This window comes from Shewanella glacialimarina (assembly GCF_020511155.1).
In the GTDB taxonomy this organism is placed as follows: Bacteria; Pseudomonadota; Gammaproteobacteria; order Enterobacterales; family Shewanellaceae; genus Shewanella; species Shewanella glacialimarina.
The window spans coordinates 3,294,508-3,314,246 of record NZ_CP041216.1 but is presented as its reverse complement, the minus strand read 5'-3'; the positions used below and the strand labels follow the sequence as shown (position 1 = coordinate 3,314,246).

At 42.1% G+C, this 19,739-nt stretch carries 16 protein-coding genes; 3 read left to right on the top strand and 13 right to left on the bottom strand.

Annotation, left to right across the window (positions count from 1 at the left end; all coding sequences use genetic code 11):
* Positions 1–3: 3 nt before the first annotated feature.
* Complete coding sequence (locus FJ709_RS14535) at positions 4–1,728, bottom strand: chloride channel protein (RefSeq protein ID WP_226410739.1); 1,725 nt, start codon at positions 1,726–1,728, stop codon at positions 4–6.
* 63 nt (positions 1,729–1,791) lie between these two features.
* Between FJ709_RS14535 and FJ709_RS14530 the strand changes: the two genes are divergently transcribed.
* Together FJ709_RS14530 and erpA are read left to right on the top strand one after the other, a co-directional pair.
* Entirely contained in the window at positions 1,792–2,514 is a 723-nt protein-coding gene (locus FJ709_RS14530; protein WP_226410738.1) for a DUF6776 family protein, read from the top strand.
* Positions 2,515–2,608: 94 nt separating this feature from the next.
* Positions 2,609–2,959 (top strand): iron-sulfur cluster insertion protein ErpA, encoded by a 351-nt coding sequence (erpA, locus tag FJ709_RS14525; RefSeq protein ID WP_226410737.1) that lies wholly within the window; start codon positions 2,609–2,611, stop codon positions 2,957–2,959.
* A gap of 86 nt (positions 2,960–3,045) precedes the next feature.
* Here erpA and FJ709_RS14520 read toward each other — a convergent pair whose 3' ends face one another.
* The 4 genes from FJ709_RS14520 to FJ709_RS14505 all read right to left on the bottom strand — a co-directional run bounded on the left by FJ709_RS14520 (position 3,046) and on the right by FJ709_RS14505 (position 6,906).
* On the bottom strand, positions 3,046–3,525 hold the full coding sequence (locus FJ709_RS14520; protein ID WP_404830061.1) for a hypothetical protein: 480 nt from the start codon (positions 3,523–3,525) through the stop codon (positions 3,046–3,048).
* Between the two features lie 31 nt (positions 3,526–3,556).
* On the bottom strand, positions 3,557–3,943 hold the full coding sequence (locus tag FJ709_RS14515) for a DUF2750 domain-containing protein (protein ID WP_226410735.1): 387 nt from the start codon (positions 3,941–3,943) through the stop codon (positions 3,557–3,559).
* 275 nt (positions 3,944–4,218) lie between these two features.
* On the bottom strand, positions 4,219–5,331 hold the full coding sequence (locus tag FJ709_RS14510; protein WP_226410734.1) for an anhydro-N-acetylmuramic acid kinase: 1,113 nt from the start codon (positions 5,329–5,331) through the stop codon (positions 4,219–4,221).
* A 102-nt stretch (positions 5,332–5,433) separates the two neighbouring features.
* Positions 5,434–6,906 (bottom strand): peptidoglycan DD-metalloendopeptidase family protein, encoded by a 1,473-nt coding sequence (locus FJ709_RS14505; RefSeq protein WP_226410733.1) that lies wholly within the window; start codon positions 6,904–6,906, stop codon positions 5,434–5,436.
* Positions 6,907–7,040: 134 nt separating this feature from the next.
* Between FJ709_RS14505 and tyrS the strand changes: the two genes are divergently transcribed.
* Positions 7,041–8,237, top strand: coding sequence for a tyrosine--tRNA ligase (tyrS, locus tag FJ709_RS14500; RefSeq protein WP_226410732.1), 1,197 nt, complete (start codon positions 7,041–7,043; stop codon positions 8,235–8,237).
* A gap of 90 nt (positions 8,238–8,327) precedes the next feature.
* Here tyrS and FJ709_RS14495 read toward each other — a convergent pair whose 3' ends face one another.
* From FJ709_RS14495 to gltB, 8 genes are all read right to left on the bottom strand, one after another.
* Entirely contained in the window at positions 8,328–8,738 is a 411-nt protein-coding gene (locus FJ709_RS14495; RefSeq protein ID WP_226416005.1) for a nuclear transport factor 2 family protein, read from the bottom strand.
* Positions 8,739–8,805: 67 nt separating this feature from the next.
* Positions 8,806–9,432 carry a trimeric intracellular cation channel family protein gene (locus FJ709_RS14490; RefSeq protein ID WP_226410731.1) on the bottom strand — a complete coding sequence of 209 codons (627 nt, stop codon included), beginning with the start codon at positions 9,430–9,432 and terminating at the stop codon, positions 8,806–8,808.
* Positions 9,429–9,818, bottom strand: coding sequence for a DUF2721 domain-containing protein (locus FJ709_RS14485; protein WP_226410730.1), 390 nt, complete (start codon positions 9,816–9,818; stop codon positions 9,429–9,431). The genes FJ709_RS14490 and FJ709_RS14485 overlap by 4 nt, the downstream gene beginning before the upstream one ends.
* Before the next feature lie 69 nt (positions 9,819–9,887).
* Entirely contained in the window at positions 9,888–10,910 is a 1,023-nt protein-coding gene (locus FJ709_RS14480) for a cobalamin biosynthesis protein (protein ID WP_226410729.1), read from the bottom strand.
* Between the two features lie 52 nt (positions 10,911–10,962).
* Positions 10,963–11,655: a 5'-methylthioadenosine/adenosylhomocysteine nucleosidase gene (locus FJ709_RS14475; RefSeq protein ID WP_226410728.1), complete on the bottom strand. Its 693-nt coding sequence runs from the start codon at positions 11,653–11,655 to the stop codon at positions 10,963–10,965.
* 161 nt (positions 11,656–11,816) lie between these two features.
* Positions 11,817–13,115: a Xaa-Pro dipeptidase gene (locus FJ709_RS14470; protein WP_226410727.1), complete on the bottom strand. Its 1,299-nt coding sequence runs from the start codon at positions 13,113–13,115 to the stop codon at positions 11,817–11,819.
* A 216-nt stretch (positions 13,116–13,331) separates the two neighbouring features.
* Positions 13,332–14,738: an FAD-dependent oxidoreductase gene (locus tag FJ709_RS14465; protein ID WP_226410726.1), complete on the bottom strand. Its 1,407-nt coding sequence runs from the start codon at positions 14,736–14,738 to the stop codon at positions 13,332–13,334.
* Positions 14,739–14,743: 5 nt separating this feature from the next.
* Positions 14,744–19,192: a glutamate synthase large subunit gene (gene gltB / locus FJ709_RS14460; RefSeq protein ID WP_226410725.1), complete on the bottom strand. Its 4,449-nt coding sequence runs from the start codon at positions 19,190–19,192 to the stop codon at positions 14,744–14,746.
* Positions 19,193–19,739: the final 547 nt, after the last annotated feature.

The following is a 19,739-nucleotide window of genomic DNA, read 5'->3' as shown; positions in this document are numbered from 1 at the left end:
TGCCTATTCTTGTCCAGAGCGTATTTCTTGGAGTAAGTTTGCCCAGCTGATCACGCCAATGACATTATTAGGGCTGTTACGGTAAATATACACTTCTCCAGTGCGTTTAGCCGCTAATGCTTCATAAGCTTCATTAAGTGTAGCTGAGTCAGGTAAGCCAACCATTGGGTGGCGGGATAGGGTGGTTTCGTCCTCAAATGACTGAATTTCTAAGCGCAACATTTCAATTTGGCCTTCTGCATTGCGGACTAACACAGGTCGACCTTCGGCGCGTTTCAATACTTCAAGTAATAATTCGTTATCGTCATTGACTACAACGAAACGCCTATTCATCAGTACCCGTACACCTTTTTTCTGCAGCCCCTGATTCATCGGCGCGACTTTATAATCTAATCCCATTATTTCAAGTTGTTTAATAAAAATAGAGCTAGTATTGAATCCTTGATAAGCAACTAAAAAAGCGGGGATTGTGACAAACATTGCCGGTAAAATAATGGAGGCGTCATTGGTTAATTCAAGTAACGCGACCAAGGCCGCAAGTGGCGCACTTAAACACACTCCCATCATTGCTGTCATGCCTATTACGGTATAAAGACCTACATAGGGCGCAATAGATGGAAATAAAGCACTGCTGATTAAGGCTAAAATAGCGCCAACTAAAGCCCCTATACCATACAAGGGGCCAATTAATCCTCCAGGTACACCTAATCCAATGGCCGCAATTGTCGCCAACATTTTGCCTAACAACAAGGCGATTAAAAACCATAAGTTAGGGGATTCGCTAATGGCTTCGTGTATGGCTAAATCGCCTGAACCTAGTGCTTGGGGCAATAATATGCCAATGATGGTGGTAACCGTTCCCGCAATGAGTAACCGATATATTAATGGCCAATGTTGGCCCGTGGCAGTAACTTTTAATAAAGTGTGGTTGAACAGCGCGGCGGTGCAACCCAGGCCCAAACCGCCCAGTAATAAAATAGGGTAATGGTCTAGTGGAATACGAATAACGTTAATGAGGTCATATTCGTGCACATTACCAAATACAATTTGGCTTGATACTGCACCGCAAATGGCTGACAACATAATAGGGAAGAAGTAATGTATTTTATATTCTCTGACAATCACTTCAAATACGAAAAGTACTGCGGCTAATGGGGCATTGAAGGTTGCAGCTATTCCTGCTGCAATACCACTTGCACACATAATACGGACACTGTTGTCAGGTAATTTAAATTTCTCGGCCATTACACTAGCACTCACAGCACCTAAATGAATCGCAGGGCCTTCACGACCGACTGAAAAATTAGTGACTAGTGCAATTAATGCTTGAAAAAATTGTCCCGCAGCAGATTGAAGAGGCACTTTACCGTAATGCATTTTGAATCTATGTAACACATAAGCTATGCCCATACGGCGATAGCGCTTAGATCCCAATAGCGATAATAACCAAATCAGTAGCGCACCTATTAAAGGTAGATAAGAACGCCAATCTAATAGGATATTATTTAAGTTGGTTGCATCGGTATGGTTGTAAATATCTGCCCAAACCAGCAATAAACGGAATAGAATAATCACACTGGATGCAATAATCGCAAACAGTAATGCTAACGCACATAACTGAACACTGATCTTCGCCTGTGATAATTTATCGCGAAATTCATTGTTTAGATATTTGCGTGTTGCCCTCTTGGCGTGAATAATGGCAGCTTTGTTGAGTTTAAGTTGCACTGTGATGCTCTTGCTTCCCTGTGTTAACTTGGACATTGTATTTTATTAAGGGCTTGTTACCTAATGCTAAATTATCATCGTTTACTGGATAAGTTAAAAGTAATTGAGCGTCAAAAACGCGCTTCAGGCACTTATTTAATTACATTAGTGCTCATTGCATTTATCACTGGCGCATTATGTCATCAAATTTGGCTGTCATTTGCACCAGAAGCCGCACCTAATAGTGAAAGTGGTAAACGTAAGCTTATACTCGAACTTGATCTACAAGCCAAAGCACTCGCAAGTCGCAACCTTGCGCTAACTATAGAACAAGAAGCCAATAAAAACTTGCAGCAAATGTTTAGCGATCAATTAATTCATCAAAAAAATCTTGAAAAAGAGCTGTCGTTTTATCGTAGTTTAATGATTCCTGACGCAGAGGTTGAAGGTGTATTAATTCACGGAGTAGAGCTTAACCGCGGTATATTACCAGAGCAACAGCAGCTTAGAGTTATCCTAACTCAACAACAAAAACGCCAAGCTAACTTAACCGTGTCAATTGATGCTGATTTTATAGGTGTGCAAAATAATCAAGTATCTGAGTTGAATTTAACTAAATTGACAGATAAAAAATATAATATCGATTTTAAATATTTCCATATAATGGAAGTCGATGTTACTTTGCCGGACAGCTTTACCCTACAGCGTGTTAGGATAAAAGTGAAGGTTAAACCCGCCCGAGGTATTAAAGGCGGTGTGGTTGAGCAGGTGTATAATATTGAAGATATCGTTTCAACAGGTACTTAAGTCACAGGCTGTAAAAAAGAAGCGCGGGTAATACTTGAACAAAACAGTCAGGTATTAGATAATTCGCAGCAGAAAATTGAAGTAAGAGGTAATAATGACTGAACAAACTGATGCAGCAATGCCGATACAATTTACCGATGCGGCGGCGAGCAAGGTAAAAGGGCTGTTAGAAGAAGAACAGAACCCTGAATTAAAACTGCGAGTTTATGTTACCGGCGGTGGTTGTTCAGGTTTTCAGTATGGATTTACTTTTGATGAAAAAGTAAACGAAGGTGACTTCACTATTGAAAAGCAAGGCGTACAGCTAGTGGTTGATCCAATGAGCTTACAGTATCTTATGGGTGGTGAAGTGGATTACACATCAGGTTTAGAAGGTTCACGCTTCTTTGTTAAGAATCCAAATGCCACAACAACCTGTGGTTGTGGCGCAAGCTTCTCGGTATAAGCCAAACTTATTGATTGATACTTAGCAAGAAAACAAAAAGCCGTCATCAGACGGCTTTTTTTGTGATTAGGGTTTGCTTATTGGAACTAACTCATGATGTTCATATTTTGTCGTGGTTTAAACCACGCCTTAACCTTAGCATTAAAGCTAATCCAAACCTGTATTACACCTATAATAATCAATGCACTAAAAATGACCCAATCAGATACTACAGCTTGGAATAACCCAAAGTCCATTGTTGTTGGCCCGGCTACTAAATTATCAGGGTCATACATGATCACAGGTAAAAAACTGTAAAACGCTAATTGTAAAACGCTATAACCTCTTAACATATATAGGGCTGCTTTTTGACGGCCAAATACCGCAACAACCATAAGTAACGTTAACAGGCATAGCATGGCACTTAACTCTGAAACAGAACCCGCGGCCATTAAACCGCTGATAGATGCCACAGTGTAAACCAACATTAATACTGCTAAGCGCTTGGGTAATTTAGGCTTGACTATGCCAGGCTCGATCTCTTTAGTATCTGCCTTTGGTGAGATTTCACCCGCTGTATCAACCATCACTTTAGCATCCATTGGATTATTCATAAGGTTAGTGCTTTGTGGTGTCTTTAGAGGTTAAGCGCTGATCTACTTCAAAAGGTGGCACAACGACACCTAAATCTTCTTGCACAGGAAATACAGCAATAAATAAATCATCATCTTCCATACCGCTAACCCAGCGCTCTTGAAATTCATCAAGGGGAATTGCTAATGGCTCGCAGTCTTTCCAGTCATCAACAGCCCACAGTGCAGCCGTTTCTTCTGATGGCCACATAGGAATACAATCTTCATCTTCAGTCGTTAGCATGACGCAACCATCGCTGTCTTGCAAAGACCAAATCATTTTGTGATTTTTAACCTGCTCAATCATATAGTCATAACGGCCTTCAGGCGTTAGTTGTAGTAATTCGGCAACACTTTTTTGTTTAATACTCATGCGATTCTCATATGGCTGCAATCAGCAATACTGTTATGAGTACGCCGATTTAAAACTAAATATTGGCGCATGATACCACCGACAGGATTATTTGAAAAAGAAAAGTCCGCAGTTAAGTGGACTTTTATGAATTGGATCTTGAATACAAAAATGATAGAGGAGATAGATTAAAACTGCCCAAAACCAGATCTATTAAAATGGCGTTAACTAGATATCATTTCGAATAACCGGAATTGAGTATAGGTTATTGAGTTATACAATCAGTACTACTGTAATTATTTTGACGAGTATCGTCCGCCTAATACAGCTTCTCTTCTTGCACCAGTAACAGCTGGTAGATTGGCCGGTAATTGACGGTGATGGCGCATCGCAAGCCAGGCAAAGGCAAATCCTTCAACCCATTTAGGGTCAATACCTATGTCTGTTGTCGTAGCCACCTTATAGCCAGGTACTAATAAGGCGAGTCGACGCATTAGTGCTTTGTTAAGTGCGCCGCCGCCGCAAACATATAGTTCACCAGTTGGGCTGAGCTTGTTAACGTCATTTGCTATGCTGTGGCAAGTTAAATCAAGTAATGTAGATTGAATGTCTTCTTGATCTAAATGACTAAATTCAGATAACTGCTGTTCAAGCCAAGCTTGGTTGAAAAGTTCTCGTCCAGTACTTTTTGGGTAATCTAACGAAAAATAAGAATGAGACAAAAGCTGTTTTAATAGGTCAGGGTTTGAGTTTCCTGAATCGGCCCAATCGCCATCTTTATCAAAAGGGAGTTCTTGGACTTGCTGGATAAAAGCATCAATCAGATTATTACCAGGACCTGTGTCAAAACCGATAACTTTATTAGAATCACCTGGAAGGTAGGTGATATTGGCAATACCGCCAATATTTAAAATGACTCGTCGGGTATCAGGTTGGGCAAAAATTTGTTGATGAAAAGCCGGAACCAGTGGTGCGCCTTGACCGCCTAATGCGATATCTTTGCGGCGAAAGTCAGCAATAACATCAATACCCGTCTCTACTGCGATAGTATTGGGATCACCAATTTGTAGGGTAAAGCCCATTTCTAAATTAGGCATGTGCCTGACTGTTTGGCCATGGGAACCGATAGCAATAACCTGGCTTGGGCTGACACTGGCATGGGTCAGTAGCTGATTAACGGCTTTTGCGAATAACAAACCCATACTGCGATCTATTCGACCTAAACGGTTAATTTCATCGGTTGAGGGTTGGCAAAGACGTTGTAGACCTCTGAGTAAATGTCCCGGAATTTCTTCAGTATGAGCACTAATCAGTTTCGGATAACCGTGACTAAAATCAACTAATACCGCATCAACACCATCCATGCTCGTGCCGGACATAAGACCAATATAATATTCTGGCTCAGACATGGAAGACTTCCTTAATTAGGGTAAAAGTGATGGTGAACCAATATAAGACAAATCGTAAAGGCTTATATTGGTTAATCAATTGAATGCTTATTATTGAGTACGTTAGTTACTGGCAACCATTTGCGCTTGGTGTGATTTTAGTTGAGCCATTAATAGCTTGCTAACATTTGCAAACTTGCCTCTTTCGCTACGTTCAATGGGTTCAGACTTAGGCAGATTAATTGTTCTTGGGTTTCTATGTACACCGTTGACTATAAACTCATAGTGTAAATGTGCGCCAGTCACGCGGCCTGTGCGTCCTAGAGTACCAATAACTTGGCTTTGTTTTACCATATCACCACGTTTAACTTTACGAGCATTTAAATGCAGATACTTAGTGGTATAGGTATCATTGTGTTTAATGAAAACATAGTTACCATTAAATTGATTATAACCCGCCTCAACCACTTTACCGCGCCCTGCAGCTTTAATCGGGGTGCCAATAGCCGCAACATAATCTACACCACGATGAGCCTTTATTTGACCTGTTACAGGATGCAGACGTCTTGGATTAAAGTTAGAGCTAACGTATTTAAAATCAACGGGTGAGCGTAAAAATGGTTTACGCATACTGTTGCCGTTTTCCGAGTAATATTGGCCATCTTTATAGCGAATAGCGGTATAGCGCTCACCCTGGTTAACAAACTCTACCGCAAGAATATTACCGGTACGAATAAACTGGCCATCGGCATATTCTTGTTCAAAAATTAGCGAAAAGTGATCGTTTTTACGAATATCTAACGCAAAGTCTATGTCCCAACCCAAAATATTAGCCAGCTGCATGATGTGATTAGCGGATAGCCCAGCATCAGCTGCAGCATTCCAAAAGTTACTTCTAATACTGGCAGTAATAAATGATTGGCGGGTTTCTAATTGTTTTTTATTAACGATTTCTTGGTATTTATCGTTGGCTTTAGAGATTACCAAAGTTGAAATTTTATCCATGCGATAACTTAGCTCGGCTAATTCACCCTGGGCATTTTTGCTAATAGCAATTTCTTCGCCTGGAATAATTTTAAGTAAATTCTTTTTCGCAATAGGTAAACTGGTGATGTCGTAAACATCTTTAGCCGTCAGGCCTGCACGGTTAAATAAGCCACCTAATGTATCGCCTTTTGCCACTTCATAATATTCAGCATACAGAGCATTAGGATCAGCAACTTCACTGGCTTGTTGAATTGCCTGCTTTTGAGTTTCTAACTCATTAGCTATATTGTCAATGACCTGGTCTGTTTCTGAGTCTGGTGACAAGGTATTTAAATGTGCAGCAAAAATCTCATCATCTGCTGTGGGGGCCGATAATGGTAGGGTATTTTTATCTGCTACTTTTGGGGCGCTAGGGCTTCTAAAAGCTAATGGCACCGATGAACTTGAGTCGGTTGTTAGCAATGATAATTCATCTGATGATGTCTGCTTAGAAGCTTGTGCATCCTCTGATGGAAATACCAAAATCATAGAAGTAAATATAGCTAATGTAGCTAAGGCTATTTGGTGTGCTTTAGGCAGCAACTTAAATAATGTAATCAGCTTTGCCATTGACTCAGTTACCAATTTCTCACTCTTGTTGTTATTGGCTAAGTGTACACTCTTTCATTTGCTGTGGCTAACAAGTAACATAGTCCTCTTTATTTTTATTTGTTAATGATTACGCTCTAGGAGTTGCAGTAGAGATGGCTGAATTAGATCAAGTGTTGGCAGAGATCAAACGTGGTACGGATGAAATTTTACTTGAGGCTGATCTCATTGAAAAACTTAAAGAAGGACGACCACTTAGGATTAAGTTAGGCGCAGATCCTACCGCGCCAGATATCCATCTAGGGCATACTGTCATTTTAAATAAAATGCGTACCTTCCAAGAGCTTGGTCATGAAGTCATTTTCTTAATTGGTGACTTTACCGGCATGGTTGGTGACCCTAGTGGTAAAAATAGCACTCGTCCGCCGCTAACACGTGAGCAAGTGCTTGCTAATGCTGAAACCTATAAAGAGCAAGTTTATAAGATTTTGGATCCGGCTAAAACACGTATTGAGTTCAATTCTAGTTGGTTAGAACCATTAGGCGCTGCTGGAATGATCCGTTTAGCTTCACAGCAAACGGTAGCGCGTATGATGGAACGTGATGACTTTAAAAAACGTTATGCGTCAGGACAGTCTATTGCGATCCACGAATTTATGTACCCACTATTGCAAGGTTACGATTCAGTAGCATTGCAAGCCGATGTTGAGCTAGGTGGCACTGACCAAAAGTTTAACCTACTTATGGGACGTGAATTACAAAAAGCAGAAGGTCAAAAACCACAAACTGTGATTATGATGCCTCTGCTTGAAGGTTTAGACGGTGTAAAGAAAATGTCTAAATCAGCCCACAACTATATCGGCGTCAGTGAGCCTGCAAACGAAATGTTTGGCAAAATTATGTCTATTTCAGATGACTTGATGTGGCGTTATTTTGAGTTACTGTCTTTCCGCCCGCTAGAAGAGATCGCAGGCTTCAAGCTCGATATGGAAAATGGCACTAATCCGCGTGATATTAAAATTACCTTAGCCAAAGAAATCATTGCACGTTTTCATGATGAAGCAGCAGCAGAAGCTGCCCACCAAGAGTTTATTAATCGCTTCCAAAAAGGCGCGATTCCTGAAGATATTGAAACAGTAACACTTGCTGCTGGTGAGGGGTTAGCGATTGCTAACTTACTTAAAGATGCAGGTCTAGTTGGGTCAACCTCTGATGGTATGCGGATGATAAAACAAGGTGCGGTGAAATTTGATGGTGAGAAAGTAGAAGATAGTCGTCAAGTGTTTAACGCAGGTTTTGAAGCCGTAGTTCAGGTCGGTAAACGCAAGTTTGCTAAAGTAGTGCTTAATTAAACGCCACTGTATTAAATACCACAGTGTAGACAACAAAAAGGCTCTTTGGAGCCTTTTTTATTGTCTGAATTTAAGGTTAAGGTGAATCGTTTATTGAGATTCCAGCTGATCGGCCATTGTTTGGTAATCCATCAGATCCATATGTTCTATTAAGCGTTGGGTTTTCATATCAAACTTTAGGGTAGTAACCCCCGGAACCGCTATATCAATAATTTTATCTGGTTTGCCATACTGATCCCCTGGACCACGCAAGCTATAGCTGCCGATGATGACCACAATGGCACCATTGTTAAACATATGCTCGATATTAAGTCGGTATTCAAGCACACCTTCATGGGCGCGGGTTAGAAAAGCAATAATCTGGCGCTCGCCTTTATATTCTACCCCAGCGGTTTTATCAAAAAATACGCTCTCACGGGTATAAAACTGTTTTAACGTTCTAAAATCGTGGTCGGTATAGGCTTCAATATATTGAATTGCAAGCTGTTGCTCAGCTGGCATATCACCAATATTCGCATGAGTTTGAACACTCAATAACAAGCAAAATAGTAGGCTAATTAAACGCACATCAAGGTCTCTTTGTTTTTAAATCGAATGCCGGTAAGGAAAGATGCCAGCGGATTGCACTCAATCTAATAATAAGCGTGCTAGCCATGGCTAAAAACATCGATGTCATACTATCTATTCCTGACAGTAAGCTCAAGGTATAACAGATACCGCCAATAATAGAGGCTGTAGCATAGATTTCAGTTCGTAACACCATAGGAACTTGTCGACATAATACATCACGAATAATGCCTCCGCCAACGCCAGTTATTAATCCCATTACTACTGCAATCATGCCAGAGTGACCGAGTAATAGGGCTTTTTGAGCACCAATAACCGTAAAAAGCGCTAAACCTAGGGCGTCAGCAACAGGTAGCGTAATGTTGGGTAACTTATGGGGTTTGCGGACCAAAATCAAACAAGCAACCACAGTGGCTAAAATCACTATGATGTAATTGGGGTCGGTAATCCAAAAAACTGGTGTAGAACCCAATAATGCGTCACGTATACTGCCGCCGCCAATAGCTGTAACAGAGGCTAATACCGTTACGCCAAAAGGATCCATACGATGTTTACCCGCGGCTAATGCCCCTGATAGGGCAAATACTGCGGTACCGCAGAGGTCAAAAAAGTAAATCCACTGGATCATTGACTTAACTCTTTTAAGTGAATGTTAAGTGCATCAACCGAAATACGAATTTCAATCACTGATAAAATCAACGAGTAAAGTAACAAGAGTAGACTTAATCCGAAAATAACTGAGCCGATTTGATTAAATCCGGTATACAAAAAAATCATGCATAAAACGCACAAAGCAAAACTGCTGACACCCGCTTCTTGCATTTTACGGATCAGATTAATACGTTGTTTGAGGTTTTTGATTTGGTCGTCATTGACGGGTTTACCTCGTTCGCTTAGCTGACGGATAAGCGCCGCTAGTGCAAAAAAACGATTGGTATATGCCAGCAAAAGTAACGAAATTGCCGGAAACAATAAGGCCGGAGTCGTTAATGAAACATGTAAATTATCGAACAAGGTCACTTTCCTATAAACGAGGATATATAAAACAAGCAGCCGCGGATAATACCGCTTTTGGCTAAAGATTTACATATTTTGCAGTAATGCCCACAATAAAGGCAATAAAATAGCTAATGCTAAAAAGAAAAACTTACCATTTTGAGCCGCTTTTATCGTAATGTGAATATGCTGATATTGGGGTAAAGAACCTGCTAAGACTTTGGTTAAATTCACTTTTTCAAAAGCGTTTTCAACAGCAACCCCTTTTGTATAACTGAGTGTTTTAGAAGCCGATGGCAGTATTATAAATTGTTGTGGTCCGCCAAGCTCAACTTTCAGCAAATTAGCGCCTAGATGTATGACACTGAAATCATTATTTAGCCCTTGAGTGACCTTGTCGGTAACTGCAATGCTTTTAACTCCGAGCTGACCAAACTGTATTGATAATGAAAATTGCCATAATAATCTAGGGATAAAAAACAATAGCCGATTAAATTGGCCGACAAAACTAGAAAAGTTAACAAACTTAGGTTGGTAGGGTGGCCAGCACAGCTCTAATTGTTTAAGTAAATGTGCAGCGATAACCATAGTTGAGCCACCTAAAGCAAAAAATATCACACTGGCGATACTGCCATAAATAGGCGCACTCAGTGTTTTTTCAATAGTGGTTTTACATAACCCCATGCTGGATAGCCGTTGGGTACTTTGACTGACCCATGGCGCTAGTATGACTTTGGCGGAGGCATTGTTATTTTTTTCAAGCGCTGTTTGAATGCGCTTTGCTTGATGAGTAAATTGGTAATCGCTGATGCAAACATACAATATCAGAAAATCAAAAAACCACCCATAGGCGGCAAGTTCAAGAAAAAAGGCTGCGATCGTTGTGATGGGAATGACCAGCAATAAAGTCGCTAATATTCCCGCCGTCATTTGCTGCGATGCCGAGCGTTTTGGGTGATTCACCTTTGCCGCTAATTGGCTCGCTAATAACCTAAACCATAATAAGGGTTGCCATTGTTTGGGCAGTGGCGCAAGTTGCGCCGCTGCAATGGCCGCTATAAGCACTAAGCAGCCTTGTATGAGCTCATTTTGCAAAAGTAGATTGTTCATAATGGTATCCTTCGCAAACTCATACCGTTAAGGGGTTAACCTTGCTGTGACATTACAATTGTTGCAGCAATGCCATGACCATCATAGCCGAATGATGGCCTGCTTTAATGATGTACGAGTCAAAATCGACAGGTGAGTCATTATTAGCATTGTCAGACAGTGAGCGAATGATCACAAACGGGGTGTTAAATTGGTGACAAACCTGTGCAATAGCTGCGCCTTCCATTTCACATGCTGCCATTGTTGGGAAGTTAGCTCGCATGATTTTAGTGCGCTCTGGATCGCAAATAAAGCTGTCGCCAGTACAAATTAACCCTTCAATAGCCTTAACTTCACCGAGAGATGATACCGCTTGTTGTGCCGCTTTGACTAATTCAGCATTTGGAATGAATGCCGCAGGTTGTTGAGCCATTTGGCCAATTTCATAACCAAATGCAGTGACATCAACATCGTGGTGACGCACTTCAGATGATATAACAATATCACCAATGGCTAAGTCATCAACAAATCCGCCCGCAGAGCCGGTGTTAACCACATGACTGACTGAAAATTTTTCAATCAGTAACGTTGTCGCAATACTTGCGGCTACTTTGCCAATACCTGAGCGGGTAACAACCACGTCTTTATCTGCAATTTTACCGCTTATAAACTCAATACCGGCAATGGTGGTATGAACAGGAGAATGAATAGCTTGAACAAGATGAACAACTTCGGGCTCCATAGCGCCGATAATACCGATTTTCATGGGGTGACCTTAAACAGTTTTATGCAAATTTATTAGGCCAATAATATACCATGCAGAAGTGTGCTTTGTGAAAAACTCAATCCAATATAAAACGACAACAAGATAAACTGCGGCTTTAGCCGCAGTTTTTCTGGTTGTTGATAAAGCCTGCTGTGCCCGGACTATTTTTTATAAACAATACCGTCTTTCATCACAAAGCTGACGTTTTCCATCAGGCTTATGTTTTCAAGGGGATCACCATCAACCGCAATAATATCGGCTAAAAAGCCTGCTTTAATTTGACCCAAGTTCTGTTGTTTTAATAACGCGGCACTATTGATGGTCGCGGCTTGCAATGCTTGGATGGGCGTCATACCAAACGTCACCATACGAGAAAACTGTTTGCCATTATCACCATGGGGATAAATCGCTGCATCAGAGCCAAATACCATTTTAGCGCCGGCTTTGACGGCTTTTCTGAAACTATCACGCTGCGCTTGTGAAACCTGCTTTTCTTTATTGATATTCGCTTCTGGTACACCATTAGCCTCACCAAATGCTAAGGTATACTCGGTATTGTAAATATCGCAGGACAAGTAAGTGCCAGCATCAATAGCCATCTTAATCGCTTCAGCATCCATAAAGCTGCAATGCTCAATACTATCAATTCCCGCTTTGATTGACGCTTTAATGCCACTCGTTCCATGGGCGTGTGCCGCAATGACCATGCCTTGCATATGGGCTTCATCCACAGCGGCTTTAATTTCTTCATCGCTTAATTGTTGAATACCAACTTGAGTCCCTTTTGAGAATACGCCGCCAGTGGCGCATATTTTTATTGCGTTAGCGCCGTACTTGATATTTTCACGCACTTTTGCACGTACGGCCCATGGGCCATCGGCTACGCCCTGTGCTTTTGACTGTTTTTCTGGGGCAGAAAAGTTGTCGTCGCAATGGCCTCCGGTCACGCTAATGGCGTGACCTACCGCCCAAATGCGCGGTCCGATAATATCGCCGGCGTTAATGCCGTCACGTGTAGCAATGACTGAGTAACCCGAGGCACCTAAGTCTCGCACAGTGGTAAAGCCTGCCATCAAGGTTTTTTGGGCATTTTTAACTGCTTTTACTGTTTGGCGAGGCACGGAATCATTTTGAGCTTCGAGAAAGTTATCATCAGCATCACCAGATAAATGCACATGCATGTCCATTACCCCTGGCAATAAGGTTTTACCGCTTAAATCAATGACGGTGTAATCCTGCTGATTGGTGATATCAGCTTGTTTAGTGACTTTACTGATTTGATTGTCAGTGACAATAATCGCCACATCTTTAACAGTTTTACCTTTGGCTACATCAACATAGGCATCGGCAATAATAAGCGTATCCTGTGCTAAAACGGCACTTGAAACAGATAAACCTAAAGCGAGAAGTAGGGCGTTATTTATGGTTGATTTAAGTGAAGTCGATTTTAGTAAGGCCATTAGGTATGGCTCCTTTACTGTTATATGAGATTCAAAGGATTGGAATTTATCATACGCTATGTTTAAGAAGGGTTGTTATCAATAAGTAGCGGGTTGGTAGGTGAGTTTGTAACAGGGTTTGTCGATTTTATGATTTCCACAAAAAGGAGGTGAGTTATCAATAGACAAAAAAAAGCACACCAGAAGGTGTGCAAATTCACAAGCAAACTCTTTTGTTTAGTCAATAAAGTTTAAAATGCCTAATGCAGCATCACGCCCTTCAGCAATGGCGGTAACCACTAAGTCGGACCCTCTGACCATGTCGCCACCAGCGAACACTTTTGGGTTAGTGGTTTGGAATGGATTGGCATCAGATTTTTTCGCTTTAACTAATCCCCATTCATTGGTTTCGATACCAAAATCATCAAACCAAGCCGCAGGGCTGGCTTGGAAACCAAACGCCACAATAACCGCATCAGCTTCTAGTACTTGCTCGCTGCCGGTAATCACTTCTGCACGACGACGTCCAGAGGCATCCGCGTCACCCATTTGGGTTTCAACGCATTCAATACCCACTACCACGCCATTATCAGCTGTAACAGCAACCGGTTGGCGATTAAAAAGGAATTTAACGCCTTCTTCGCGGGCATTTTGAACTTCACGTGCAGACCCTGGCATGTTGGCCTCATCACGACGATAAGCACAGGTGACGCTTTTGGCGCCTTGTCTAATCGCTGTTCGAACACAATCCATGGCAGTGTCACCACCGCCTAGTACAACCACATTTTTGCCTTCTAGGCTAATATAAGGCGTGCTGTCGTCACTTGTGCCCATCACTTTGTGAGTGTTGCCAATCAGATAAGGCAAAGCTTGCAATACACCCTGTGCATCTTCATTAGGTAACTTAGCTGGCATTGCCGTGTAAGTTCCCATGCCTAAGAACACCGCATCGTATTGGTCTAATAAGCTTTGAAAACTGATATCTTTGCCAATAGTGGTATTCAATTTAAATTGAATACCCATACCTTCCATTACAGAGCGACGGGTGGCCATAACTGTTTTATCTAACTTAAATGATGGAATACCATAGGTTAGTAAACCACCAATTTGAGGGTATTTGTCATAAACTACCGCTTGCACACCGTTACGGGCAAGAATGTCAGCACAACCAAGACCAGCAGGGCCGGCTCCAATAATAGCCACGCGCTCTTTACGCGGGGTTACATTGGATAAGTCTGGACGCCAGCCTTGGGCTATCGCGGTATCGGTAATGTATTTTTCTACGCTGCCTATGGTGACTGCACCAAAGTCATCATTTAAGGTACATGCTCCTTCACATAAGCGGTCCTGTGGACACACTCGGCCACAAACTTCAGGTAGCGTGTTGGTTTCGTGCACCAAATCCGCCGCTTCCATTATGCGACCTTGTTTGGCTAGCTCAAGCCAGTTAGGGATGTAGTTATGCAGCGGGCATTTCCATTCACAATATGGGTTACCACAGTCTAAGCAGCGATCGGCTTGAGCACTGACTTCTGGCTGGGTGAACGGCTGATAAATCTCAATAAACTGAGTCGCACGTTTTTCTGCCGCGTGCTTGGTAGGGTCAATACGACCCACTTCGATAAATTGAAAATCATTACTCATTTTTATTATCCCGCCTTAACAGCTAATTCAGGGCTTTTTTGCTCGATTTTTAATAGATCAGCAACGGCAACATTTTTAGGTTTAACCATGACAAAGCAGTCTATCCAATTGTCAAAATCACTTAAAATCAAATGGGCATGCTCACTGCCTGTTTCGGCAACATGAGTTTCGATTAAGCCTCTTAAGTGCTGGCGATGAATGGTTGATTCAACTTTCAAGGTATCGACTAACTCAGTATTGACACGGCGGTTGAAGCGGCCGAATTGATCAAATACATAAGCAAAGCCACCAGTCATACCAGCGCCGAAGTTCACCCCTGTTTTACCCAATACGACAACAATACCGCCGGTCATATATTCACAGCCGTTATCACCTAAGCCTTCTATAACCGCAATGGCGCCAGAGTTACGTACTGCAAATCGCTCGCCCGCTTGGCCTGCGGCAAATAATTTACCGCCAGTTGCACCATATAAACAGGTGTTGCCAATAATGGCACTTCGTTCACTTTGGAACGGACTACCTATCGGCGGGTGAATAACAATCTTGCCACCCGACATACCTTTACCAACGTAATCATTGGCATCGCCACACAGTTTCAAGTTTAACCCTGGGCTATTCCATACCCCAAAGCTTTGACCTGCGCTGCCACTAAATGCCAATGATATTGGCTCTTTAGTGCCCGCTACACCATGTAACTTGGCAATGTAACCCGACAGTGCGGCACCCACAGAGCGGTCGGTGTTATTGATGGCATATTGATAGGCATAGTTATCACCTTCATCAACGGCCTTTTTACAATCAGTTAGCAGAGTCTGGTTAAGTTGACCAATATCTAGCGGCGGATTAATTTCTTTCCACGTGAGTGATGAAGTGCTTGGCACGACAGGTTTATACAGAATGGGTGATAAATCTAGACCTTGCTGTTTAGCTGTCTGGCCTTCAAGGGCATATAACCATTCGCTACGACCCACTAAGTCTTCAAATTGACTGACACCCAATGCGGCCATCCACTCTCGTACTTCTTCGGCAACAAATTCAAAGTAAGTCATCACACGTTCAGGTAACCCATGATAATGGTTATCACGTAAGTTCTTGTCCTGAGTTGCTATGCCTGTGGCACAGTTATTAAGATGACAAATACGCAGGTATTTACAGCCTAATGCGATCATCGGCACGGTACCAAAACCGAAACTTTCAGCACCTAAAAGCGCAGCTTTAATGACATCGGTACCGGTTTTTAGGCCGCCATCAACTTGTAAGCGAATTTTATGGCGTAGGCCATTTTCAACTAACGACTGTTGAACCTCAGCTAGGCCTAATTCCCATGGAGAACCGGCATACTTCACTGATGTTATCGGGCTTGCGCCTGTGCCGCCGTCATAGCCTGAAATGGTGATCATATCGGCATAGGCTTTAGCCACACCGGTTGCAATTGTGCCAACACCAGGCTCAGAAACTAACTTTACTGAGACCAAAGCGGTAGGGTTAATTTGTTTTAAATCAAAAATCAGCTGGGCTAAATCTTCAATTGAGTAGATATCATGGTGTGGTGGTGGGGAAATAAGTGTGACACCAGGACGAGCATGGCGTAATCCGGCAATTTCAACACTGACTTTATGGCCCGGTAATTGACCGCCTTCACCCGGTTTTGCCCCTTGAGCAACCTTGATTTGCAATACATCTGCGTTAACCAGATAATGCGCGGTGACACCAAACCGACCAGAGGCAACTTGCTTAATGGCAGAGTTACGTTCAGTGTTAAAGCGACGCGCATCTTCACCACCTTCACCAGAGTTAGAGCGACCGCCTAAACGGTTCATTGCCACAGCAAGCGCTTCATGAGCTTCAGGGCTTAGCGCACCGATACTCATAGCCGCGCTATCAAAGCGGCTAAATAAATGACTTGCATCTTCTACTTTGTCTAACTCAATTGCGGCTAGTGAGCCTTTCACGCCAATCAAATCACGAAGAGTCGCAATTGGACGTTCATCTACTAATCTGGCAAATTGTTTGTATGCTGGATAATCTTTATTTTTTAAAGATGCCTGTAAGCTGTTTACCACATCAGGGTTGAAGCTGTGGTATTCGCCACCCTCGACGTACTTAAGTAAACCACCTTGTGGCAAGGGGACATGCGCACGGTATGCCGCGGTATGAAGTACTTTTTGATCATCAGCAATATGGCTAAAACTTGCCCCTTCAATACGACTGATCACGCCTTTAAAGCATAATTCGATGACATCACTGGCTAAACCGACGGCTTCAAATTGTTGGCTACAACGATAAGAGCCCACAGTACTGATGCCCATTTTTGACATTATCTTACGCAGGCCCTTTTCAATGCCATAACGGAAGTTAAGCATTAAGGATGTCACATCTTCAATGGCGTGTTTTTTAGCCATCGCCGCAATGGATTCATAGGCTAGGTATGGATAAATTGCCGTGGCACCAAAACCAATTAATACTGCAAAATGATGCGGATCACGTGTTGACGCCGTTTCAACAATAATGTTGGTGTCACAACGTAAACTTTTGTCGACTAAACGGGTCTGTACTGCGCCAACAGCCATTGCTGCAGGGATCACCTGGGCGTTTTTATCGACAGCGCGATCAGATAAAATCAACAAGGTGGTGCCACTGCGTGCAAAACGCTCAGCTTCATCGGTAATACGATGAATAGCTTGTTTGAGCGTTTCATGGGCATCGTAGTTTAAATCAACGGTATTGGCACGATAGTTAGTACTGTCTAATCCCAATAGTTGATTAAAATCGCTAAACAATAAAATGGGCGAGTTAAACATCACACGGTAAGCATTACCTGTGGTTTCGCTGAATAAATTTTGTTCACGTCCGACACAAGTGGCGAGCGACATAACGTGTTTTTCACGCAATGGATCAATCGGTGGGTTAGTGACCTGGGCAAACTTTTGACGGAAATAATCATACAATGATCGTGACTTTTTCGACAACACAGCCATGGGAGTATCATCACCCATTGAACCGATAGCTTCTTCGCCTTTGCTGGCTAATACCCATATCACTTGTTCAAGTTCTTCACGGGTAAAACCAAATTGCTTTTGATATTGCAATAAGGTTTTGGCATCAAAACGGCTTGAGCCTTGTTTTGATGGGTCGATGCTTTCAGCAGGTATCAGAGTTTGACTGTTTTTAGCCATCCATTCTTTGTATGGGTGGCGACGTTTTAAATCGTTATCAATTTCAAATGACTGATGCAAACGGCCATTTAAAGTATCAAGCACCAGCAATTCACCTGGGCCTACACGGCCTTTTTCAATCACTTCATCAGCAGCATAATCCCAAATACCCACTTCAGAGGCTAAGGTAAGAATACGGTCTTTAGTGATGACGTAACGAGAAGGGCGCAGGCCATTACGGTCAACTGCACAAGCCGCATAACGACCATTGGTCATTACGATACCCGCAGGGCCATCCCATGGCTCCATGTGCATAGAGTTAAAGTCATAAAATGCTTTTAATTCATCATCCATTTCTGGATTTGACTGCCACGCTGGTGGAATAAGCAAACGCATTGCGCGGTATAAATCCATTCCGCCAGATAACAACATTTCTAGCATGTTATCTAAAGAGGATGAATCAGAACCGGTTTCATTCACAAAGGGAGCCGCTTGTTGTAAATCAGGCAGCAAAGGTGAATTAAACTTATAAGCACGTGCACGGGCCCATTGGCGGTTACCGGTAATGGTATTAATTTCACCATTGTGGGCTAAATAACGAAACGGCTGTGCTAAAGGCCACTTAGGTGAGGTGTTAGTTGAAAAGCGCTGGTGGAATAAACAAATCGCGCTTTTTAATCTGATGTCGGCAAGATCGCTATAAAATGACGGTAAATCAGCAGGCATCATCAAGCCTTTGTAGACAATGACTTGACCCGATAAACTGGCAACATAAAAATCATCGTCATTGGTAATTTGTTGTTCAAGACGACGACGCGCCATGTACAAGCGGCGTTCTAAGTCTTTTTCACGCCAACCTACAGGTGCATTTATTAGCACCTGGTAAATTTGCGGCAAACTGTTGCGGCCAATTTCGCCCAGTACATCTGGATTAACAGGCACTTTACGCCAGCCGGCAACACTTAATGTTTCTCGTTGCAATTCTTTTTCTAAAATAAACTTAGCTTCGTCAGCTTTTTGCTGATCTTGACTTAGAAAAAACATGCCCACAGCAAACTTACGGCTTAAGTGCCAGTCATTTTCAGCTGCTATTGCTTCAAAAAATTCGGTTGGCATTTGCATTAATAGACCACAGCCATCACCTGTGCGTCCATCGGCTGCAATACCACCACGGTGTTTCATGCGATCGAGTCCATGAATTGCAGTGCGCACGATTCTATGGCTGGCATCGCCATCCATTTGTGCAATCAATCCAAACCCGCAATTGTCCCGTTCGAAACTGGGATGATATAAGCTCATACAAAAACCCCCTAAAACCTCTAACTATATACGACTCGGGGTAAATGTGAAGAAATTCCATAGATATGCACCCGAACCTCTCAAATTAAACTGAGTTTGTACAAAGGTCAAACGCAATTATTGCATGGTTGTGAAATTTTATTACTAAATAACTGTAATATTGCATCAGGTTTACGTTAACGTAAACTGTGTTGTTTTCTGTATAACCTTATGAATAAAAAGAATTTTAGAATGCCACTCTATATTTGGTAACTTTTTGGTAACAATCGCCTTGAATTGTTTTTGAAATAAAAATAGTGAATTTTATTTCAAACACAGTTGAAATGGTTCTTGGACTCTGTTGTGACTAAATATTCACTTTTAGTAATTTAAAATATACTGTTTATGTTTAAAACATTAACCCAAAGGCAATATAACCTCGATGTTATCAGTGGTTGAGTTGGTTTTCTTTGATTCAAGTCTAAAACAACCGTTTGATTTACTTTAATACCTCGAGCTGTTTTGTGTCTAAAATAGCTTAATTAGATGCTTAGCGCGATGTTATTTG

Coding starts and splice junctions, on each gene's coding strand:
- tyrS (WP_226410732.1), top strand. CDS start 7,041: ATGGCTGAATTAGATCAAGTGTTGGCAGAGATCAAACGTGGTACGGAT.
- FJ709_RS14510 (WP_226410734.1), bottom strand. CDS start 5,331: ATGTCTGAGCCAGAATATTATATTGGTCTTATGTCCGGCACGAGCATG.
- FJ709_RS14475 (WP_226410728.1), bottom strand. CDS start 11,655: ATGAAAATCGGTATTATCGGCGCTATGGAGCCCGAAGTTGTTCATCTT.
- erpA (WP_226410737.1), top strand. CDS start 2,609: ATGACTGAACAAACTGATGCAGCAATGCCGATACAATTTACCGATGCG.
- FJ709_RS14470 (WP_226410727.1), bottom strand. CDS start 13,115: ATGGCCTTACTAAAATCGACTTCACTTAAATCAACCATAAATAACGCC.
- FJ709_RS14520 (WP_404830061.1), bottom strand. CDS start 3,525: ATGGTTGATACAGCGGGTGAAATCTCACCAAAGGCAGATACTAAAGAG.
- FJ709_RS14495 (WP_226416005.1), bottom strand. CDS start 8,738: ATGCCAGCTGAGCAACAGCTTGCAATTCAATATATTGAAGCCTATACC.
- FJ709_RS14465 (WP_226410726.1), bottom strand. CDS start 14,738: ATGAGTAATGATTTTCAATTTATCGAAGTGGGTCGTATTGACCCTACC.
- FJ709_RS14515 (WP_226410735.1), bottom strand. CDS start 3,943: ATGAGTATTAAACAAAAAAGTGTTGCCGAATTACTACAACTAACGCCT.
- FJ709_RS14480 (WP_226410729.1), bottom strand. CDS start 10,910: ATGAACAATCTACTTTTGCAAAATGAGCTCATACAAGGCTGCTTAGTG.
- FJ709_RS14490 (WP_226410731.1), bottom strand. CDS start 9,432: ATGATCCAGTGGATTTACTTTTTTGACCTCTGCGGTACCGCAGTATTT.
- gltB (WP_226410725.1), bottom strand. CDS start 19,192: ATGAGCTTATATCATCCCAGTTTCGAACGGGACAATTGCGGGTTTGGA.
- FJ709_RS14505 (WP_226410733.1), bottom strand. CDS start 6,906: ATGGCAAAGCTGATTACATTATTTAAGTTGCTGCCTAAAGCACACCAA.
- FJ709_RS14530 (WP_226410738.1), top strand. CDS start 1,792: ATGCTAAATTATCATCGTTTACTGGATAAGTTAAAAGTAATTGAGCGT.